The 21,659-nt window shown below is 55.9% G+C and carries 19 protein-coding genes; 10 read left to right on the top strand and 9 right to left on the bottom strand.

Going from position 1 to position 21,659, the window contains the following annotated elements; translation table 11 throughout:
• Positions 1-10 precede the first annotated feature (10 nt).
• From pssA to tadA, 9 genes are all read right to left on the bottom strand, one after another.
• Complete coding sequence (pssA, locus tag B1757_RS04335; RefSeq protein WP_101537155.1) at positions 11-763, bottom strand: CDP-diacylglycerol--serine O-phosphatidyltransferase; 753 nt, start codon at positions 761-763, stop codon at positions 11-13.
• Positions 760-1,431, bottom strand: coding sequence for a phosphatidylserine decarboxylase (locus B1757_RS04330; protein ID WP_101537154.1), 672 nt, complete (start codon positions 1,429-1,431; stop codon positions 760-762). Before B1757_RS04330 ends, pssA begins: the two co-directional genes overlap by 4 nt.
• A 109-nt stretch (positions 1,432-1,540) precedes the next feature.
• A complete protein-coding gene (ilvC, locus tag B1757_RS04325) occupies positions 1,541-2,557 on the bottom strand; it encodes a ketol-acid reductoisomerase (RefSeq protein ID WP_101537153.1) in 1,017 nt (338 codons plus the stop codon).
• A 44-nt stretch (positions 2,558-2,601) separates the two neighbouring features.
• Positions 2,602-3,087, bottom strand: a complete 486-nt coding sequence (gene ilvN, locus B1757_RS04320) for an acetolactate synthase small subunit (protein ID WP_101537152.1) — start codon at positions 3,085-3,087, stop codon at positions 2,602-2,604.
• A 2-nt stretch (positions 3,088-3,089) separates the two neighbouring features.
• Entirely contained in the window at positions 3,090-4,835 is a 1,746-nt protein-coding gene (gene ilvB / locus B1757_RS04315; RefSeq protein WP_101537151.1) for a biosynthetic-type acetolactate synthase large subunit, read from the bottom strand.
• Positions 4,836-4,945: 110 nt separating this feature from the next.
• Positions 4,946-6,487: an endonuclease MutS2 gene (locus B1757_RS04310; protein WP_101537150.1), complete on the bottom strand. Its 1,542-nt coding sequence runs from the start codon at positions 6,485-6,487 to the stop codon at positions 4,946-4,948.
• A gap of 62 nt (positions 6,488-6,549) precedes the next feature.
• The gene (locus B1757_RS04305; protein ID WP_101537149.1) at positions 6,550-6,975 is read right to left on the bottom strand and encodes a protein kinase family protein; all 426 of its coding nucleotides are present in this window, start codon (positions 6,973-6,975) and stop codon (positions 6,550-6,552) included.
• A gap of 14 nt (positions 6,976-6,989) precedes the next feature.
• A complete protein-coding gene (locus B1757_RS04300) occupies positions 6,990-7,418 on the bottom strand; it encodes a secondary thiamine-phosphate synthase enzyme YjbQ (RefSeq protein ID WP_101537148.1) in 429 nt (142 codons plus the stop codon).
• Entirely contained in the window at positions 7,415-7,903 is a 489-nt protein-coding gene (tadA, locus tag B1757_RS04295; RefSeq protein ID WP_101537147.1) for a tRNA adenosine(34) deaminase TadA, read from the bottom strand. The genes B1757_RS04300 and tadA overlap by 4 nt, the downstream gene beginning before the upstream one ends.
• A 205-nt stretch (positions 7,904-8,108) precedes the next feature.
• Between tadA and pilM the strand changes: the two genes are divergently transcribed.
• The 10 genes from pilM (at position 8,109) to gltB (ending at position 21,640) form a co-directional block, all read left to right on the top strand.
• On the top strand, positions 8,109-9,173 hold the full coding sequence (gene pilM / locus B1757_RS04290; RefSeq protein WP_101537146.1) for a type IV pilus assembly protein PilM: 1,065 nt from the start codon (positions 8,109-8,111) through the stop codon (positions 9,171-9,173).
• On the top strand, positions 9,170-9,763 hold the full coding sequence (locus B1757_RS04285; protein ID WP_101537145.1) for a PilN domain-containing protein: 594 nt from the start codon (positions 9,170-9,172) through the stop codon (positions 9,761-9,763). The genes pilM and B1757_RS04285 overlap by 4 nt, the downstream gene beginning before the upstream one ends.
• Positions 9,760-10,410, top strand: coding sequence for a type IV pilus inner membrane component PilO (locus tag B1757_RS04280; RefSeq protein ID WP_101537144.1), 651 nt, complete (start codon positions 9,760-9,762; stop codon positions 10,408-10,410). The genes B1757_RS04285 and B1757_RS04280 overlap by 4 nt, the downstream gene beginning before the upstream one ends.
• Complete coding sequence (locus B1757_RS04275; RefSeq protein WP_101537143.1) at positions 10,407-11,018, top strand: pilus assembly protein PilP; 612 nt, start codon at positions 10,407-10,409, stop codon at positions 11,016-11,018. The genes B1757_RS04280 and B1757_RS04275 overlap by 4 nt, the downstream gene beginning before the upstream one ends.
• A gap of 44 nt (positions 11,019-11,062) precedes the next feature.
• Positions 11,063-13,399 carry a type IV pilus secretin PilQ gene (locus B1757_RS04270; RefSeq protein ID WP_101537142.1) on the top strand — a complete coding sequence of 779 codons (2,337 nt, stop codon included), beginning with the start codon at positions 11,063-11,065 and terminating at the stop codon, positions 13,397-13,399.
• On the top strand, positions 13,396-13,917 hold the full coding sequence (locus tag B1757_RS04265) for a shikimate kinase (protein WP_101537141.1): 522 nt from the start codon (positions 13,396-13,398) through the stop codon (positions 13,915-13,917). The genes B1757_RS04270 and B1757_RS04265 overlap by 4 nt, the downstream gene beginning before the upstream one ends.
• A 92-nt stretch (positions 13,918-14,009) precedes the next feature.
• A complete protein-coding gene (gene aroB / locus B1757_RS04260) occupies positions 14,010-15,101 on the top strand; it encodes a 3-dehydroquinate synthase (protein ID WP_101537140.1) in 1,092 nt (363 codons plus the stop codon).
• Positions 15,098-15,940 (top strand): FAD-dependent thymidylate synthase, encoded by an 843-nt coding sequence (thyX, locus tag B1757_RS04255; RefSeq protein ID WP_101537139.1) that lies wholly within the window; start codon positions 15,098-15,100, stop codon positions 15,938-15,940. Before aroB ends, thyX begins: the two co-directional genes overlap by 4 nt.
• Positions 15,930-17,096 carry a deoxyguanosinetriphosphate triphosphohydrolase gene (locus B1757_RS04250; protein ID WP_253253703.1) on the top strand — a complete coding sequence of 389 codons (1,167 nt, stop codon included), beginning with the start codon at positions 15,930-15,932 and terminating at the stop codon, positions 17,094-17,096. Before thyX ends, B1757_RS04250 begins: the two co-directional genes overlap by 11 nt.
• A 116-nt stretch (positions 17,097-17,212) precedes the next feature.
• Entirely contained in the window at positions 17,213-21,640 is a 4,428-nt protein-coding gene (gene gltB / locus B1757_RS04245) for a glutamate synthase large subunit (protein WP_101537138.1), read from the top strand.
• Positions 21,641-21,659 lie beyond the last annotated feature (19 nt).

Here is a 21,659-nt window from a genome sequence, read left to right as displayed (position 1 = left end):
GATTCTGCTATCAGTTCGAATGCATTCCCCGCCGCCTTCTCTGACGACGACTGCGAATCTGCCACAGGGTGAGGATCAAACCCACCAGCACGTATGAAATACCGGCCAAAAACAGCACTAGTGGGGGATGTACCGCAATCAGAGCTACTACCAGAACCACGATAATAGCCAGAGCAAAGGGCACCCGCCCGTGGAGGTCAAAGTCCTTGAAGCTGCGGAAACGAACATTGCTTACCATCAGCAGACCCAATACATACACCAGGCCCAGGGCAATATATTCACTGACTTGGGTCAGCCAGGGATAACCCTCACCGACAGCCACCCAAACCAGACTAGCCAGGACTGCGGCGGCCGTAGGTATGGGTAAACCCTGAAAATAGCGCTTGGAAGCACTATGTACCTGGGCATTGAATCGCGCCAGGCGCAGGGCACCACAGGCAATATACACAAACGCACCCAGCCAGCCGAATTTGCCAAAATCCTGAAGCCCCCAGAGCATGACCAGGATAGCAGGCGCCATGCCAAATGCGATCACATCCGCCAGAGAATCATATTCCGCGCCAAAAGCACTTTCGGTATGGGTCATGCGCGCTACCCGGCCATCCAGACCATCGAGAATCATGGCGATGAAAATGACAATAGCGGCTATCCGGTAATGGCCATGAATGGAAGCGACAATGGAATAAAAACCGGCAAAAAGGCTGGCAGTGGTAAACAGATTAGGAAGTACATAAACCCCACGCCGGGGGTAGCGCGAATTCATGGAGCCGTCACAGGCAGGGTTGCCAGACACTGGGCACCGGAGCGCACCCGTTCACCAATCCGCACCTGAACTTGGGTATCCAGGGGCAGATAAGTATCGACCCGCGAGCCAAAGCGTATGAAACCAAATCGCTGCCCGATGCCGACATCATTTCCCTTCCGGACATGACACACAATCCGTCGCGCTACCAGGCCCGCGACCTGAACCACCGTCACATCCTGCCCGTCAGGCGTTTTGATCCAGAGTGCATTGCGCTCATTTTCCAGCGAAGCCTTGTCCAGGGCTGCATTGAAAAACCGACCCGGAAAATACCAGACATTCTGTACCAGTCCACTGACCGGCATGCGATTCACATGCACGTCAAACACATTCATGAAAATGCTGACCTTGAGGGCTGGACGGGAGAGATAAGGATCTTCGACCTGTTCAATGGCAATAACCCGGCCGTCGGCAGGACAGAGCACCGACTGTGACGACAAATCCGGCAGGGGCCGCCGGGGATCGCGAAAAAACTGCAGACTGAACAAAAACAACAAATAAAACAGGGCAGCGAAAACCAGCCACCAACCCGTCAGAAAAATCTGCAGGACAATGGCGATGGCCAGAAACAACAGTAAAAAGGGCCAGCCTTCACGCGCCAGAATAGGATAAGGATAATCAGTTTTCATGGGCGGAGCGTAGCAGGACCGGGGCCATGAGAAAAGGGCGAACATCCTCGGGACAAAAACTTTGTCCCGAGGGATTCGCCCGGATATTCTTCAAAAAAATCAAACAATCCTAGTTGCGGGAACGATCCACAATGCGGTTCTGACCAATCCAGGTCATCATCGAACGAAGCTTGTCGCCCACCACTTCGATGGGATGCTCCGCACCCATCCGGCGCATGGCCTGCATGGTCGCCTTGCCGGCCTGGTTTTCGAGGATGAATTCCTTGGCAAACTGCCCGGTCTGGATTTCCGTGAGAATTTTCTTCATCTCGGCCTTGGTGTCGGCGTTGACGACCCGAGGACCCCGGGTGAGATCCCCATATTCTGCGGTATTGGAGATGGAGTAGCGCATGTTCGCAATACCCCCCTCATACATCAGATCGACAATCAGTTTCAGTTCGTGCAGACACTCAAAATAGGCCATTTCCGGCGCGTAACCGGCTTCCACCAGCGTTTCAAAACCGGCCTGAACCAGGGCCGTGGCACCACCGCAGAGTACTGCCTGCTCACCGAACAAATCGGTTTCGGTTTCTTCGCGGAAGCTCGTTTCGATGACCCCGGCGCGGGTACCGCCATTGGCCTTGGCATAAGCCAGGGCAATATTCGTCGCATTACCGCTGGCATCCTGATGCACCGCAATCAGACTCGGAACCCCGCCACCCTGGGTATAGGTGGAGCGCACCAGATGGCCGGGGCCCTTGGGAGCCACCAGAAAGCAATCCAGATCGGCGCGGGGGTGAATCTGACCAAAATGTACATTGAAGCCATGGGCGAAAACCAGTGCTGCACCCTGCTTAATTTTAGGAGCGATTTCATCACGGTACAGAGCCGCCTGGCCTTCATCAGGGGTCAGGATCATGACCACATCGGCGCTGGCCACGGCATCGCCCACTTCCTTCACTTCCAGGCCAGCCTTGACGGCCTTGTCCCAGGAAGTGGAATCCTTGCGCAGCCCCACCACCACGGAAACACCGGAATCCTTGAGATTCAGGGCATGGGCGTGACCCTGGGAGCCATAACCAATGATAGCTACTTTCTTTTTCTGGATGAGGGCCAAATCCGCATCGTTATCGTAATAAACTTTCATGTAAACCTCTGTGTAAGTACAAAAATGAATGATAATCCGGAAGATCAGATCGCTTTGGCACCACGGCTGATAGCGCTGGCACCACTGCGCACCACCTCAATGACCATACCCGGATCGAGGGCGTGAATGAAGGCATCTAGCTTGTCACCGGGGCCGGTAAGCTCAATGGTGTAGGAACGGTCGGTTACATCAATAATGCGTCCCCGGAAAATATCCGAAAGTCGCTTCACTTCTTCCCGATCAGGCCCCACCGCATGCACCTTGATCAACATCAGTTCCCGCTCAATGTGCGGCCCCTCGGTAAGATCGTGGACCCGGATGACCTCCACCAGTTTATTTAACTGTTTGAGCACCTGCTCCATGATTTCTTCCGAACCACTGGTGGCAACGGTCATGCGCGAGATACTCGCATCGTGGGTGGGCGCGACGGTCATGGCCTCGATATTGTAACCGCGCGCCGAAAACAGACCCGCCACCCGCGACAAGGCTCCCGCTTCGTTTTCCAATAAAATTGAGATGATATGGCGCATGCTTACACCAGGATCATTTCAGAGAGAGCAGCACCAGCTGGCACCATGGGATAGACATTCTCCTTGGCATCCACCCGGAAATCCATGAAGACCATGCGATCCTTGAGACGCAGGGCTTCGCGGATGACCGGCTCTACATCGGCAGGCTTGTCTGCCCGCAAACCGATATGGCCATAGGCTTCTGCCAATTTGACGAAGTCCGGTAAGGCGTCCACATAGCTCATGGCGTAACGGTCTTCATAGAAAAACTCCTGCCACTGGCGAACCATGCCCAGGTAGTGGTTATTCAGGCAAGCCACCTTGAGGGGCAATTTGTATTGCTGGCAGGTGGACAGTTCCTGAATATTCATCTGGATACTGCCATCGCCGGTAATACAGACCACCGTCGCATCAGGCTCTGCCACCTGGGCACCCATGGCCGCAGGCAAACCAAAACCCATGGTCCCCAGTCCCCCACTGTTCACCCAACGGCGGGGATGATCAAAACCATAAAACTGCGCAGCCCACATCTGATGCTGACCCACGTCCGAGGTGACAATGGCCTCTCCGGCAGTGAGTTCATAGAGCTTCTGCACGACAAACTGGGGCTTGATGATCAGCTCATCCTGCTGGTAATGGAGGCAGTCACGCTGGCGCCATTCTGTGATTTGCCCCCACCAGGCTTGCATGGCATGACGATCATTGAGCGCATCCAGTTCAGCCAGAACCTGATTCATTTCCGTCAACACCTGCTGCAAATCACCGACAATGGGCACATCCACCCGGACGTTCTTGGAAATGGAAGCAGGATCCACATCTACATGGACAATTTTGGCATGAGGAGCGAACTTGGCGAGATTTCCGGTAACCCGGTCATCAAAGCGTGCGCCCAGAGCCACCAGCACATCGCAGTGCTGCACGGCCATATTGGCTTCATAGGTCCCATGCATGCCCAACATGCCCACAAACTGGGGATCCGTCGCCGGATAGGCGCCCAAGCCCATAAGAGTATGGGTAATCGGCACATTCAGGGCGCGGACCAGCTTGCGCAGTTCTTCTGACGCGTTACCCAGGACTACCCCACCACCTGTGTAAAACATGGGCCGCTGGGCACTGGCAATCAGCTGCATGGCCTTGCGCACCTGCCCGGGATGGCCTTTGACCGTCGGCTTGTAGGAACGCAGGGAAATCTTGTCAGGATAATGATAGGCACACTGATGGGCCGTTACATCCTTGGGAATGTCCACCAGCACCGGGCCGGGCCGGCCGGTGGCCGCCAGGTAAAAGGCGGCTTTCAGGGTGCTGGCCAGATCCTTAACATCCTTGACCAGAAAATTGTGCTTGGTACAGGGGCGGGTAATGCCCACCGTATCCACTTCCTGAAAGGCATCATTCCCAATCAGAGCAACGGGCACCTGTCCACTGATCACCACCAGGGGTACAGAATCCATATAGGCCGTAGCAATACCCGTGACCGCATTGGTCGCCCCGGGGCCGCTGGTCACCAGAGCCACACCGACCTTGCCGGTCACCCGGGAATAGGCATCGGCGGCATGCACCGCCGCCTGCTCATGACGGACCAGGATGTGCTGCACCGCTTCTTGCTTATCCAGTTCATCATAAATATACAGCACTGCGCCGCCGGGATAACCAAATACGAATTCCACACCTTCGTCACGTAGAGCGCGCACCACAATCTCGGCGCCGGTCAGGGTTTCGGATTTGGTTTGCACGTTTAAACGCTCAGTGATGCTGGTCGGGGAAGTCATCGTCATACTCCTCAGGGAATAAAGTACTAGCGCAAAAAATTAGACAGTTTTCCCAGGCAGGTCAAATAAAAAAGCCTTGGCGTACTGGGTCCGGCATCTATAGCCAGTCATCAGGAATGCTGATGCAAGGTTTCGAGATAATGGCGGGCCTTGTTCACCAAATTTTCCGGCAGACCCCGCTTGGCAGCGATCACCAGCCCCAAAGAACGTCCAGGTATACCAATTTCCAGCTCATAGGTAGGTTCCAGACGTTCATGATCAAAGCGCATGGACGCATTGCGCAGGGATCCATGCTGATCCGCAAAGGATTTAAGCGGAGTGAGATGGGTGGTCACCATCCCCCTGACTCCCCGTTCGGCGAGATGATCGAGTACCGCCATCGCCAAAGCTGCGCCCTCTTCCGGATCAGTCCCGGTACCCAATTCGTCCAAGAGGATCAGGGTATGCTCATCAGCATCAGCAAGAAGCCGCTTGAGCACTTCCACATGTCCGGAATAGGTGGAAAGCTCAAAGGCCACACTCTGAGGATCGCCCATATCTACAAAAACCCGGGTGAAATTGCCGACCTGCGCCCGTCCGCCCACCGGAATGTGCAGTCCGCAGTGAGCCATCACCGTCAACAGCCCAACGGTTTTCAGGGAAACACTCTTGCCGCCGGTATTGGGTCCCGTCACCACCAGAATCGGACAATCGGCATTAATGTGGACTGACAAGGGCTTGGGCTGCGGACCGCGCTTTTCGGCATAGGCGAGAATCAGCTGGGGATGATAAGCTTCTTCCAGCGTCAAAACGGGCGCATCCACCATTTCAGCCGCCTTGGCGTTTAGATGAATGGACAACTGCGCTCCGGCAATGGCCAGATCCAGCCAGGTCAGTGACTCTACCAGATGTTGCAAGCCGACTAGGCGCTCACGCCCCTCATCACTCAACGCCCGCAAAATCGCCTGGTTTTCCTGCTCGATACTGCCCGCTGTTTTCTCCAAGCGATTGTTGCTTGCCACCAGCTCCATGGGCTCAATCAGATAACCGTGGCCTCCGGGACCGGTTCCCCGGCGCACGCCGCGAATCTGATCGGTAGCACCGTCGGGCAGATGAACGCAGGCGCGCTGACCGGACCAGTGCAATTTGGCTCCCGGTGCTGACAGGTGGGACTGCATGGCCTTTTGAATCTGCTCACGCTCGCCTTTCAGCTCTGTATGTAATTGCCGGAGCTGCGCGTTGCCATCTTCACGCACAGCACCATTGGGCATCAATACCGCGTCGATTTTGGGCAGGAGGTCGGCAGCCGCATCCAGGCGCGCCGCCCCGGTGGGCAAAAGTCCGGGGCGCTTTTCAACAAAAGGCCGTAACTCCTTGCCCACGCGCAAGACCAGGGCCAGATTACGAAATGCCGTGCCTGCCAAAGCCGCCCCCGGACTGGCCACCTGGCGGATGGCAGCGCGTACATCGGGCAATTCCGGGAGCACCGGACCCTCCCCAGACTCCAGACCCAGGCGTGCAGCACTAATGGCATCCTGCAACTGGCGGGCCACACCCACCGTGGGTGCTGGCCCCAAATTACGGGCCGCATCGGCACCAAAAGGCGTCGCACATAATTTTTCCAGTAATCGACGAATACCCTCAAATTCCAGGGGTTTCAGGTCAGCTTCCATGGGTTCTCCTCGGCTTGGAATTTTTACAGCGTACAAAAGGCTGAATCTTCATGGCCATGCATTCAGCCCTGGGGCAACTCTCGCCACCAGCGTTTGCGTCCTTCGGGAACGATGAAATCGCCCAGATTATCCGGCGCCATGCGTGATAAAATCCAGCCGGGAGGCACCAGCTTGCCACTGCTGCCACAAGACGCACCCAGATTATTGGGATCATAAATCTTGATCAATTGGGGATTGTCAAAGTCATCTACATAGACAATCCCCAGATATTTTTCGCGATGATCCTGATGCAGAAGGACGCTGATGGCCTCCAGGCGCTGGCGGAAAAGTGTCGCTTTGAGGGGCGCTTTAGGGTAATCCACTCCCACAAAATACACATACCAGCCATCATCCGCATGAGCGCTAAGGGTTTCGACGAAAGCATCCCAACGCGACCATTCCTTGATTCCCCAAAGCATTCCCCGATACCGCTCTGCAAAACTGGACATTCATTTTTCTCCTGTCACGTTCTTGTCACGCCCTGAAAACTGAGCAAAATTTGCCTGCTGAGTGGGCGGGTACGCTGCTCAAACAAAAACACCCCCTGCCAGACACCCAGGGCGGCACGCCCTTCCCTGACCGGTATGACCAGACTATTCTGGGTCAGGACACAGCGCAAATGCGCAGACATATCATCCGGGCCTTCATTACGATGGCGGAAATGCGGATCATCATCGGGCACCAGACGGGCAAAGTAGTCGAGAATATCATGCTGCACATCCGGGTCGGCATTTTCCTGAAGGATCAGGCTCGCTGAAGTATGTGGTACAAAGAGGTTCACCAGTCCTTCCCGGGCTGCAATGACCTGTAACCAGGACTGCAGGTCTCCGGTCAGCTCATACAATCTCCGGCCTCCCGCAGTAATTTTCCACTCGGTACTGAGATGCTTCATGCTTCCTCTCTTGGGCGGGCACGCCGCGCCCGAAAAAAATCTTTTAGAAGAGTTGCCGACGCATCAGCCAGCAACCCGGCCTCCACTTGAATACGATGATTGAAACGCGGATCATCAAACAGCTGGTAAAGACTTTCTACCGCGCCTGCCTTGGGATCCGCCGCTCCATACACCACTCTGGCCACTCTGGCATGGAGTATAGCTCCCGCACACATCACGCAGGGTTCTAGGGTCACATAAAGCGTGGACCCCGTCAGACGATAATTCTCTACCTGCAAGCCAGCGGCGCGCAACGCCCGCATTTCGGCATGAGCGCTGGGGTCATGCGTGGCAATCGGCGCATTATGCGCCCCTGCCAGATATTCTCCGGCAGCGCTCACCAGCACTGCGCCCACCGGCACCTCCCCCACGGCCACCGCTTGTGCCGCCATATCCAGAGCCAGCCGCATCCAGCGGGTATCGGCTAATGGTTGTTTTGCATTCATCCTGTTCTCAATGATTGGCCTCAGATATACAGGTTTCCGGTTCTCTGCTATCACTTTTTAGCACTGCGCGCCTTGACAGAATGCGGAATGCTGCTAATTTCCCCCGCAAGTTGCAAAAATGATACTGGCCCTGCAGATAATTCATCATCCTGTTTGCAAGGCAAATATTATAACATTGGTCAGACCATAAAATAAGGAAATCGACGTGCTACGCATACCAAGTTCTCCTTTGCTGGGCCTGGATATCAGTACAGATGCGGTAAAACTCGTTTCCCTCGCCCAAAGTCGCGGGAAAATCCGGGTGGAGCATGCTGATTCCGAAACCTTGCCTCCAGGCGCTGTCAGTGATCGGGATATTGTGGATAGCGAATCGGTTTCCCGGGCTCTACGCAACATTCTCGAACGCTCGCGCATTCGCAGCAAAGCCGTGGCTACAGCGCTTCCTGCCAACTCTGCCATCGTCAAAGTCATCTCGCTGCCCGCCGATCTTGATGAAGTGGGCATTGAAGACCAGATTCGTTACGAAGGGAGCCAATATATTCCTTATAGTATCGACGCCGTGAACTTTGATTTTTCCATTTTAGGTCCGGACGATAGCCGCAAAGGTTATAATCACGTTCTGCTCGTGGTCAGCAAAAAAGAAGCCGTCGAAGACAGCGCGGCAGTCATTGAAGAAGCCGGACTCAAACCCCACATTGTGGACGTCAAACCCTTTGCCTTGTGGCTCCTGCATGAACATCTGGCCAGCACCAAAGCTCCGGATAAGAGCCTGAGTGGCAAGGGAATCGTGCTGGTCGAAATCGGCAGCATCACCACCAACATTTATGTGTTTCAGGATGGACATCCGGTGTACTCCAGAGAGCATAATTTTGGCCTGGGACGCCTCCTCGAAGAAATTCAACGCCGCTACAATCTCGATAGTAATGACGCCCAGCGCATGGAGCGCTTTGGCGGCCTGCCCCCGGAATATGAAAAAGATGTGCTCCAGCCTTTTGCCCGTAACATGGCTCAGGAGCTGTTCCGTTCCCTGGATTTTTTTCAGGCCAGCATGCCCGATGTACCTACAGCCACCGTGCATTTGTTTGGCGTCGGCGCGAAAATCCCACAACTGGCCGATCAATTGCGGCAACTGGTCAGTTATCCGGTTTTTGTACCCGACCCCTTTACCGGCATGGAATTATCCCCGCAAATCAGCCGGCGTTTCATGGATGCTGACCGTTCGTCCCTGGCGGTTGCCTGCGGCTTGGCCCTGCGGAGGGTTTTGGCATGATTCGCATCAACTTACTACCCTATCGCGAAGCCCGCCGCGCCCAGCGTAGTCAGGTGCTGGGTGCCGCCCTCATAGGCATCCTGCTTCTTGCTGCTGCTTTCTACTACGGGATTTACAGCATTTTCAGCGCCCGCGTGGACACAGAGCAAGCGAAAGTCGATTATCTGCAGGGCGTTACCAATCAACTGAATACCCAGATTGCCTCCATTGCCGACCTGCGCAAAAAACGCGACGAACTACTGGCCCGGGAAGGCATCATTACCGATCTTCAGGCCAAGCGGGATATGGTCGTTCAGGTATTTAACGCCCTGGCTGCAGAAACACCGGATGGCGTTTTCCTGACCCATCTCCAGCAATCCGGTGATGCCCTGACGGTGAATGGCTATAGTCAAGATAACGACCAGGTGGCAGCCTTCATGCGCAATATTCAGGCCTCCAAAATCTTCACCAATCCCCAGTTGAACATCATCAGCAAATCCAAGCTGGGCAGTGAGGACGTCGGACAATTCACCTTGCAAATGACCATCCGCAAACCCACCGCCGCCGATAAAAGTGCCCAGACCCCGGGCAAACAGGAGGTCCAGCCGTGACTTTCGACGAAATACGTAATCTCCAGGTGGAAGACATCCTCCGCTGGCCCCTGAAAACCAAGCTGATCGCCATTGCCATTATTATCGTGATTCTCGGCATTGTCGTCTGGTTTGAATTCATTTCTCCCGAAAATGACAAGTACGACGCCCTACAAACCCAGGAAGAAAGTTTGAAAATCCAGATTCGGCAGAAACAATTGCTGGCCGCATCTCTACCGGCCTATCAGGCGCAAATCAAGGAAATGAATGTCCGCTTTCAGAAGTTTCTGGAACAGCTTCCCAACCGGACCCAAATCCCTTCCCTGCTGGATGATGTCACCCTGGCGGGACGTAGTCGCGGCCTGGATTTTGAATTGTTTCAACCTACCGGTGAAATCAACAAAAACTTTTACGCCGAAATTCCCGTCAAGCTCAAAGTCGTGGGCACCTACAACGATATCGGCCGTTTCGCAGCTGCTGTGGCCGCGATGCCGCGCATTGTCACCATCAGTGGCATCGATATCTCCCGGGTTCCCGAAACCGGTAGCACACTGGCAGCCAAAGCCCTGGCTGCCCAGCAACTGGTCATGCAATGTACGGCCACCACCTACCGCTATCTGGATAGTGGTGACAAGACCGGCTCAGCCCAGGACGGGAGCAAGCCATGAGAACGAACGCAGTGAGTTTCGGTAAACCGACTGCCGCCCGCAACAGCATCAGTATTTGGCGTAAAGTCCTCAATGTTCTGGCCATCAGTGCCAGCCTCGCGGTCCTGGCAGGCTGTTCCCAAAGTGATGATTTGAGCCATCTGCGCGCTTTCGTCGCCAATGGACCCAAAACCAACGACCATATTACGCCCTTGCCCAAAACTCCGGCGTATCAGCCCACGGTTTACAACAATCTGGCCAATCGTGACCCCTTTACCAGTTTTTCCGAAATCCTGTTGCGTAAGGAGGCTGCGGCTGAAAGCAATCACGGACCGCGTCCGGCATCTCATGGCCCAGTTCAGCCGTTGGAGAAATATGCACTCTCCAGTATGCAGGTGACCGGTATCATGCGCTCGGCCAACGGCCAGTTATGGGCGATCATTCAGACGCCTGACAACAAGGTCTATCGCGCCAGCATCGGCAGTTACATCGGTACCCATGACGGGCGCATTACCGGCATTGATGACTCTCAGACCAAACAATCTGTCACTATAGAGCAGTATCTCCCCAACGCATTTGGGGGCTACAAGAAAGAGCAAACCATCTTGCACATGCAGAGCGGTAACTAAACATGACGAGCCTGAACCCGAAGAATACAGAGGATTGTAAAAAGATGCGCACAGCCAAGAATGCCCGCCTTCATCTCAGTAGCCGTCCCTTCATGCCCTCTCTGCGGCCAGCGACCAGCGCCATTCTGGCTGCTGCGTTGTGCTTGAGTTCAGGTGCAGCCTGGGCGGAAAGTCTGATCAGCAGCATCACTCCCAGTTCGGACCAGCACGGCACGGCTTTCATCATCCATAGTGACTCCCGCCCCGTCTATGATGTCAACACGCTCAATGGCGGATATCGGGTGCAAATTGTTTTTAACAATACGCATTTCCTCTCCTCAGTAGGCACCGTAATGCCCAACGGGGCTGTCGAAAATGTGCTGACTGAAAACCAGGGACAAAATGCCCGCCTCGACTTGCTGCTCAAATCGCCCCAGGCAATCATGATGGAACCCACCATGGGCGGTTACCGTCTGGCCCTGGTCGACAACAAAAGCAAGCTTTCTGCGGTTTCGCGCCCATCAGCCAGCCCAACGACGACAAGTTCGACAGCCGTAACCAATCCCGCAAAGCCGGCTGCATCAACTCCGGTCATGACCTATGGCACCACCGTCAACGGCTTGAATTTCAAACGTGGCAAACAGGGTGGTGGCATTCTCGATTTATCCATTGCCGGCCCGCAGCCGGAAATGAATGTCACCCGGGAAGATGGCCGCCTGGTCGTGGAACTCAAAAATACCACTCTGCCCGCCAGCTATACTCACCGTTTCGGGGTGACTCAGTTTGGCACCCCCGTGCAGTATGTGGACAGTTACCCCATCGGACGCAATACCCGTATGGTATTCGCCATTCACGGTCCCTATGAATATTCGGCTTATCAGCTCGGTCAGCATACCCTGATTGATGTCCACCCCAAGACGGCCACTGCGGCGCAAAATCCCAATGCCGGTGCACGGTTGAGCATGGATTTCCAGAACATCAGCGTGCGTGATGCCCTGCAGGTCATTGCCGACTTTACCCACCAGAATATTGTGGTTTCCAACAATGTCACGGGCAGTCTGTCCATTCGCCTCAAAAACGAACCCTGGGAGCAGGCTTTCAAGGTCATTCTGGAATCCCAGGGACTGGCGGTCAAACATATCGGCAACATCCTCTGGGTGGCCCCGGCCAGTCAAATCACCAGCCAGGAAGAGGCCGAACTCAAGGCGGATGCCAGCAAGCGCAAGCTGGAGCCCCTGGAAACCCAACTGATACAGATTAAATACGCCAGAGCTTCCAGCATCGCGGCACTGCTGCAAGGTTTTGACCATAACAGTTCCGGCTCTTCTGATGATCAGATGAGCGCCTATCAGCAACAATCCCTGGCCAGTGCTCTGGGACTGCCCAAATCCAGCATCATTGGCAATTCCCTGTTGGGACCTCGTGGCAGCGTGGCCGTCGTGAACCGTACCAACAGCCTGCTGGTCCGGGATACTCCCCGTGATATCGATAACATCAAAAAACTGATCGCCAAAATCGACAAGCCGGTACCACAGGTGCTGATCGAGGCGCGCATTGTCCAGATCACCACCAGCGCCGCCCATTCTCTGGGTGTCAATTGGGGGGGCACCTATACTTCCAATGGTGCTGGCGGCGTAGTTAACCTTTCCGGCACCGGCGCGACTGGTACTACGGCAACTCAGGGTGGGTCTTATCCCATTTCCGGCAGCAGCGGCGGCAGCTCTACAACGGGTACCGGTTTCACTGTCCCCGCTCTGGCCAACCTCGCCGCTTCCAATGCCGGAACGGCACTGGCCAGCGCTACGCCCGCCTCGTTGGGCTTTGCCCTGGGCACGGCAGCCGGTAACCGGATTCTGAGCCTGCAACTCCAGGCCCTGCAGGTGGACAACCGGGCCAAGATCATATCCAGCCCGAAAGTACTAACCGAAGACAATGAAAAGGCGGTCATCTCCCAGGGTCAGGAAATTCCCTATCAACAATCCACCAGCAGTGGCACCACCTCGGTATCTTTCAAGAAAGCGGAGTTGAGCCTGGATGTCACGCCGCATATTTCCCCCAATGGCAAAATCACTCTGGATGTAACGGCGCAAAACAATCAGCCCAACTATGCGGATGCCTTGCCTTCGGGTATTCCCATTCAGACCCAGGAAGTCAAAACCAAACTCTTGGTCAACGATGGTCAGACTGTGGTCATTGGCGGTATTTATACCGATACCACCAACCACAATCAGACCGGGATTCCCCTGTTGAAAGATATTCCGCTGTTGGGCTGGCTGTTCAAGAGTAATGTGGATAGCGTCGCCAAGACTGAACTGCTGGTTTTCATCACGCCGAAAGTCATCGGTGGTGATGTTCAGGATGATCTGGCCGGTGCGAGTGGTAACAGCAACCTCGGACAATGACCAGAACGATAGTCCTCATCGGGCCCATGGGCTCGGGCAAATCGACTATCGGGCGGCTGCTGGCCGCCCGTTTACATATTCCCTATGTGGATAGTGACCAGCTCATCGTCAATCATACCGGGGTAGATATTCCCACCATTTTTGAAATAGAAGGCGAGGCCGGCTTCCGCGAGCGCGAAGCCAAAGTGATTGCCGACCTGCAAGAACAGGCAAACCCCATGGTACTGGCCACTGGTGGCGGAGCAGTGCTCGACCCCCGCAATCGCGGTCATCTGCGCCAGATGGGTCGCGTCATTTATCTCGACATTAGTGTAGCGGAGCAATTGAAAAGGGTCCGTCACGACCGTAATCGTCCCCTGCTGCAAAATACTGACCTAGAAACCCGTCTGGAGCAGATCGCCCGACAAAGAAATCACATTTATCAGCAAACAGCGCACTGGCGGGTCAGTGGAGATGGCTTGCGGTCCGATCAGGTACTGCGGCGGATTTTAAGACATTTACAGACCCACCCCGCCTAGGAAAAGACTGTCGCTTTATTTTCACTCTTGCCTGCACGCTCCAGAAAATCAACAATGCGTAAGATAAATTCGACTTCAAGAGCCTGGAACATATGCAAAGTCTTCGTGTAAAACTTGGTCAACGCAGTTACGCCATCCATATGGGTAGCGGCATTCTCGGCGATCCCAGCCTCTTAGCACCGGCGATTGGCAAGGGACCAGTGGCCATTGTGACCGATACGAATGTGGGTCCGCTCTACCTGAAGGCTCTGCAAAACACCCTGAAATCCCTGCACAAGGATGCTCTGGTCATCACCCTGCCCGCTGGCGAAGAGAGCAAAACTCTTGACCATGTTCAGAGCATCACCGGTGAACTGCTCAAAGCCGGATACGGCCGCGATTGTACCCTTTTCGCTCTGGGCGGCGGTGTGGTCGGCGACATTACCGGTTTTGCCGCCGCTGTTTATCAACGGGGAGTGGCCTGCATCCAGATTCCCACCACTTTGCTGGCCATGGTGGATTCTTCTGTGGGCGGCAAAACCGGGGTCAACCACCCCCTCGGCAAAAACATGATCGGCGCCTTTTATCAACCGCGCTGCGTCATCGCCGATACGGACACCCTCGACAGCCTGCCGGAACGGGAATTCCGCTCGGGACTGGCTGAAGTCATCAAATACGGCCTGATCAATGACCTGAGTTTTTTCTCCTGGCTGGAAGATCATCTTGATTCCGTCCTCGCCCGGGACAGTGAAGCCCTGGAAAAAATCATCAAAACCTCCTGCAAGGACAAAGCGGAAGTCGTCGCCCGGGACGAGCTGGAAGGCGGTCTGCGCGCCATCCTCAATTTTGGTCACACCTTTGGTCATGCCATTGAAGCGGCCAGCGGTTATGGTCACTATCTGCACGGTGAAGCTGTCGCCATCGGCATGGTCATGGCCGCCGATTTGTCCCGCCGTCTGGATCTGCTCCGGGAAAGCGAACAAAACCGGATCTACAAACTCATCAAGGCGGCAGGGCTCCCCACCCTTGCTCCCCGACTGGAGATTTCCACCTATCTGGACTTCATGAAAGTGGACAAAAAAGCCGAAGCCGGGCAAATCCGTTTTATCCTGCTCAACAGTATCGGCAGCGCCCTGATTACCGGAGATGTTCCCCCCGCCGCCATCACCCAGACCCTGCAGGCTTTTATGGAGCGCAGCGCATGAATGAAATCAACAAGGCTACCGCAGAAATACAGGCAGAAATGGCCCAGCGCATGGCCCTCAACCCTGAAGGCACCCGCCGTATTGGTAATTTTGGCTTTATCGAACTGGAGGAAAGCTGGGGTGATGAAGCCACCATCATCAACACCGCCCGCATCAGCACCACCAACCAGCGCCTCAAGAGTGGCCATGATTTCAGTGAACGTGATCGCAATCTCCTTTATCAATTACTCCGCGATCAGCATGGCACTCCCTTTGAAACCATTTATTTCCGCTTTCGCTTTATCGCCCCCATTTTTGTGTTGCGGCAGTGGGTCAAACATCGGGTTTCCAGCTGGAATGAGTTTTCCATGCGTTACCGCAAGCCCATCTCCGTCGCCTACATTCCCGATGCCGCAGCACGGACGGTAGACGGTTATGCGGTCCTCGACGAGGCGGCGCTGGCGGAATATGAAGCCCTGATGGGGCAACTGTTCCAGTGGTACGAAAACCAGTACAGTGCTGCCTGTGCGCGCATTGATCAGGCCCGGGAGTCCGGCGAACTGGCCCCCAAGGAAGGGGGGCGTGATCCCTACCGGGGCCGGGCCCGGGAACTCCTGCGCAATGTCATGCCGGTAGCCGCCTATTCCGACGTGTACTGGACAGTCAACTTCCGCAGCCTCATGAACTTTTTCAAGCTGCGGCGCAAAAAAGACGCCCAGTATGAAATTCGCGAATATGCGGACGCGGCCTATGCCCTGTTTGCCGCCCGCCTGCCGCTTCTGGCGGAGACTATGCAGCGGGTCATCGACGAATCAGGGAACGAAGCTGCTGCACAGGAGCATCCTGGTCTTGCCGGATAAACTTTCCTTTCCAGACAGACTCGCGTCTTACGCAGCCCATGCCGAGAGCAGCCTCGGCCGTAAGTACCCTGAAGACCCGCCGGAAAGCCGCAGCCCATTCCAGCGTGACCGTGACCGGGTCATTCACTCCAGCGCCTTTCGCCGCCTCGAATACAAAACCCAGGTATTCGTCAATCATGAAGGCGACCTGTATCGCACCCGTCTCACCCACACCCTGGAAGTAGCCCAGGTGGGCCGCGCCATTGCCCGGCAACTGGGGCTGGATGAAGATCTAGTGGAAGCCATCGCCCTGGCCCATGATCTGGGTCACACCCCCTTCGGTCATGCCGGTCAGGATGCCCTGCAGGAATGTATGCATGATCTCGGTGGCTTCGAGCATAATATTCAGTCTCTGCGCATTGTGGATCGCCTCGAAGTGCGTTATGGCGATTTTCCCGGCCTGAATCTCAGCTTTGAGACCCGGGAAGGCATCCTCAAACATTGCGCCAGAAGCAAGGCCGCCGATCTCGGGGATGTGGGTGAACGCTTCCTGAACGGTACCCAGCCCAGCCTGGAAGCGCAAATCACCAATCTTGCCGATGAAATTGCCTACAATAATCATGACATAGACGATGGATTGCGCGCCGGACTATTGGATTTGAAGGAACTCTGCAGCAATCCGCTGTACGGGGACATTTATGGCGAAGTCCAGTCCCGGTATCCCGATGCCAGCAAAACCATACTGCGCCATGAAACCGGGCGGCGCCTGATCAATTTACTGATTAATGATCTGGTGGCAGAAACCCGCCGACGCATTGAAAACGGCAAAATCACCAGCATTGCCGAAGTGCGCGCCAGTCCCCGGCCACTGGCCGCCCACAGCCCGGAAATCGCGGCGCAAATCAAAGCATTGAAAAGCTATCTGTTTCAGCGCATGTATCGGCATCCCCGGGTGCATCGTCAGGCGGAAAAAGCCAAGCGCCTGGTGCGCCGCCTTTTCCATACCCTGCGCGAAGACCCCCGCCTGCTGCCCCTGAAATATCAGGCGCGCATTCACAACAGCGATCAGCAGGAAAAAAGCCGGGCGCGAATTGTCGCGGATTATATTGCCGGCATGACCGACCGCTTCGCCATCGCCGAATATGACCGCCTGTTTGACCCCCACGGGGAAGCCTGAGGCCCGACGCAAAATTTCAAAACTCGCCCTCTTGGACCTCGTCCATAAGCCCGCTATAATATCTAGCCCTGCTTTGCAGTTCGGCGACAGGGTGACGGAACAGACCAGGTGACCACATGACGCAAAGCTTATACTCCTCCGACTTTGAAAGAGATTCCTGCGGCTTCGGGCTGATTGCCCAGATGGATAATCAGGCCAGCCATGCCATTGTCGCCACAGCCATTGCCTCTCTGGCACGACTGACCCATCGCGGTGCGGTCGCAGCCGATGGCAAAAGCGGGGACGGCTGCGGCTTGCTGGTACAAATGCCCCGGGCTTTCTTCCAGAGCATCGCAGTGGAGATGGGCGTTGAACTGTCGGCGCATTTCGGAGTTGGTCAGTTTTTTCTGCCCCAGGATGCCACGCTGGCCGGGAATATCCGCACGACTCTCGACCATGAAGCCCGGGATCTCGGCCTGAGCAGTCTCGGCTGGCGGGAGGTTCCTACTGATGCCTCCGCCTGCGGCGAAGAAGCCCTGAGCAGTCTGCCCGCCGTCTGGCAGGTGTTTATCGGCTTGCCCGCAGAGCAGGATGTGGACACCCATGAACGCCTGCTCTATCGCCTGCGCCGCCGGGTGGAAAAGCAGTTTGTCGCCGACAAGGACTTTTTCGCCATCACCTGCTCATCCCAGGTCATCGGCTACAAGGGCCTGGTACTGCCGGAAAATCTGCCGGTGTTTTATCCCGACTTGTGCGATACCCGCTTTACTTCGGCACTGGTTACCTATCATCAGCGGTTTTCCACCAATACCTGGCCGGAATGGCGCCTCTGCCAGCCTTTCCGGATGCTTGCCCACAATGGCGAACTCAATACGGTGCAGGGCAACCGGCTCTGGGCCAAGGCCCGGGAAGCGCAATTGCAGAGCGATCTCCTGCCCATGGCTGAAGTCCTCCCCGCTGTCGGCGGTGGTAGCGATTCCTTCAGCCTCGACAACATGCTGGAGCTGCTGGTGCAGGGCGGCATGGATTTTTTCAAGGCCATCCGTCTGCTCGTCCCGCCGGCCTGGCATAATGTTCCGCACATGGAACCCGCCTTGCGCGCTTTTTATGAATATCACTCCATGCGCATGGAAGCCTGGGACGGTCCCGCCGGACTGGTACTGAACACCGGACGCATTGCCGCCTGTGCCCTGGATCGGAATGGCCTGCGTCCGGCACGTTACGTCATCACCAAAGACCGTATCATCAATATTGCCTCGGAAGTGGGCGTATTCGACTACCAGCACCAGGACATTGAAGTGCAGGGCCGGGTCGGCCCGGGTCAACTGGTGGCCGTGGACATGGCGACCGGTCGTTTCCTGGACTCCGAGAGTATTGACACCGAAATCATGAACAGCCACCCCTACCGGGCCTGGCTGGATGAATATGCCGAACACCTGCACCGTGATGACCAGGACCTGACCCCTGCCCTGCCCGTTGCCGACTTGTTGACCAGTGAAAAAGCCTTTGGCGTCAGCTTTGAGGAAGAAGACCAGGTCATCCGGGTACTGGCAGAGGGCGCCCAGGAGGCCGTGGGTTCCATGGGTGATGATACCCCCATGGCGGTGCTGTCCAGCCAAAAACGCCATATTGCCGATTATTTCCGCCAGCAGTTTGCCCAGGTGACCAACCCCCCCATTGACCCCCTGCGCGAAGCGCTGGTGATGTCTTTGAATACGGTGATCGGCAGCGAGAGCAATCTGTTTGCCGAACGTCCCGAATATGCGCGGCGCATCGAAATTCACTCACCGGTACTGTCGGATGCCACTTTTGCGGCCCTGACCAGCCGCACGGAACCGGCTTTTCGCAGCCAGAGCTTTGATCTCTGCTATTCCGCCGCCGACAGCAACCTGGGCGGGGCCATTGAAGCCCTCTGCGAAGAAGTCATTAGCGCCGTGCGCCATGGAGCGGTCATCCTGGTGCTCTCGGACCATGCCCTGGAGCGGGATCGTCTTTACATTCCGGCCCTCATGGCCGTGGGCGCGGTGCATCATGCCCTCATTAACGCCGGGTTGCGGACTAAAGCCAATATTGTGGTGGCCACCGCTCATGCCCGCGATCCCCATCAATTTGCCACCCTGATCGGTTACGGGGCAACCGCCGTTTATCCGTACCTCAGTTATGCCATTGTCCGCAGTCTGCTGGAACGCCACGCCTTCAGCCAGCCTCTGACCGAAAACAAAGCGCTAGAAAATTACCGTAAAGGCATCGATAAGGGGCTCTACAAAATCCTCTCGAAAATGGGTATATCCACCCTTGCCTCTTATCGCAGCACCCAGCTTTTTGAAGCCCTGGGTCTGGATGAGCTGGTCGTGGAACGCTGCTTCAAGGGGACCGTCAGCCGAATTGGTGGCGCCAGCTTTGAACTCTTGGAAAACGACATCCGCCAGCAGGTGCGTGACGCTTTCATTCCCAGAAAAACCCTGCCCGTTGGGGGTTTGCTCAAATATGTGAATGGCGGCGAATATCACGCCTATCACCCCGATGTCGTCCAGAGTCTGCAAACGGCGGTCAAATCCGGACGTTATGCCGATTATCAGGTATTTTCCGGGCTGGTCAACGAACGTCCGGTGACCAATTTGCGCGATCTGCTGCAGCTCAAAAAATCCGCCCAACCCATTTCCCTCAGTGAAGTGGAACCCATCGAAGCCATCACCCCGCGCTTTGACACAGCCGCCATGTCCCTGGGTGCGCTGTCTCCCGAAGCCCACGAAGCCCTGGCCATTGCCATGAACAGCATCGGCGGTCGCTCTAATTCCGGTGAAGGGGGCGAAGACCCGGCTCGTTATCACAACAACAAGGTCAGCAAAATCAAGCAAATTGCTTCTGGACGCTTTGGTGTAACGCCGGAATATGCAGTCAATGCCGAAGAGTTGCAGATCAAAGTCGCCCAGGGCGCCAAACCCGGTGAAGGCGGCCAGCTGCCCGGCCATAAAGTCAGCGGCATCATTGCCCGCCTGCGCTATGCTAAGGAAGGCGTGGCGCTGATCAGCCCCCCGCCCCACCACGACATTTACTCCATCGAAGATTTGGCCCAGCTTATTTTTGACCTGAAGCAGATCAATCCCCGGGCCTATGTCTCGGTGAAGCTGGTGTCAGAAGCCGGTGTCGGAACCATTGCTGCCGGCGTTGCCAAGGCCTATGCCGACCGCATCACCATTGCCGGTTATGATGGTGGTACCGGCGCCAGCCCCCTGACCTCGGTGAAATATGCGGGATCGCCCTGGGAGTTAGGTCTTGCCGAAACACAAGTAACTTTGCGCCGCAATCAGTTACGCCACCGGGTCCGGCTGCAGGCTGACGGCGGCTTCAAAACCGGCCTGGACGTCATCAAGGGCGCTCTACTGGGGGCCGAAAGCTTTGGTTTTGGTACCGCGCCGATGATTGCCCTGGGTTGCAAATATCTGCGCATCTGCCACCTCAACAACTGTGCCACGGGTATCGCCACCCAGGATGAAACCCTGCGCAAGCATTTTACCGGCCTTCCGGAAATGGCCATCAACTACTTCCGCTTTGTCGCTGAAGAAGCCCGGCAGATCATGGCCGAGCTGGGTATCCGGCGTTTTGATGAACTCATTGGCGCCAGCCAGCTACTGGAGGTCGGCGGTGCCCGGACAGAAAAGCAGGAGCGTCTGAATCTGCTGCCTTTGCTCGCCAATGCCCAACTGGAAAATGCCGATGTCAATTACCATACCCAGGACCGCAATCCGCCCTTTGATAAAGGCGAACTGGCCGAACAGATGGTTAAGGATGCCCGGCCAGCACTCGAAGAGCAGATACCTACGCGCCTGCATTACCCTATTCGCAACGTCAACCGTTCCATCGGTGCGCGTCTGGCTGGGGAAATTGCCCAACGCTATGGCAATAACGGGTTGCGCGACGATGCCATTCATGTCGAATTGACCGGAACCGCTGGCCAATCTTTTGGTGCCTTCTGCGTGCAGGGCATGACCCTGCAACTGCACGGCGATGCCAATGATTATGTGGGTAAGGCCATGAATGGCGGCACCCTGGTCATTGCCCCGCCCGCAGGCACCCATTATGCCAGCCAGGATTCCGCCATCATGGGCAACACCTGCCTCTATGGTGCGACGGGAGGCCGCTTGTTTGCTGCCGGACGCGCCGGAGAACGCTTTGCAGTGCGCAACTCCGGTGCCATAGCCGTCGTTGAAGGTGCCGGAGATCATGCCTGCGAGTATATGACCGGTGGTCAGGTCATCATTCTCGGTTCCGTGGGTGTCAATTTTGGTGCAGGTATGACCGGCGGTCTGGCTTTTGTCCGCGATCAGGCCCGTCAGTTTGCTGATCAGGTCAATGGCGAACTGGTCAACTGCCATCGTATCGAAACCGAATCCATGCGCGGTTATGCCGCCCTGCTGCGCCGCCATGTGGAAACCCATGTGGCGCAAACCGGCAGCACATACGCGGCCAGCCTGCTGAAAGACTGGTCTCATTTCATTCGTGATGTCTGGCTCGTCGTGCCTAAGGCGGCGAAGCTCGATGTCCTGCTGGAAGAAGCCAGCTGATTCTCCGCGCCCAACCGAG

It is taken from the genome of Acidithiobacillus marinus, from assembly GCF_002847505.1.
GTDB lineage: Bacteria > Pseudomonadota > Gammaproteobacteria > Acidithiobacillales > Acidithiobacillaceae > Acidithiobacillus > Acidithiobacillus marinus.
The sequence above is the reverse complement of the archived record's forward strand: the minus strand, read 5'-3'. Positions and strand labels throughout refer to the sequence as shown.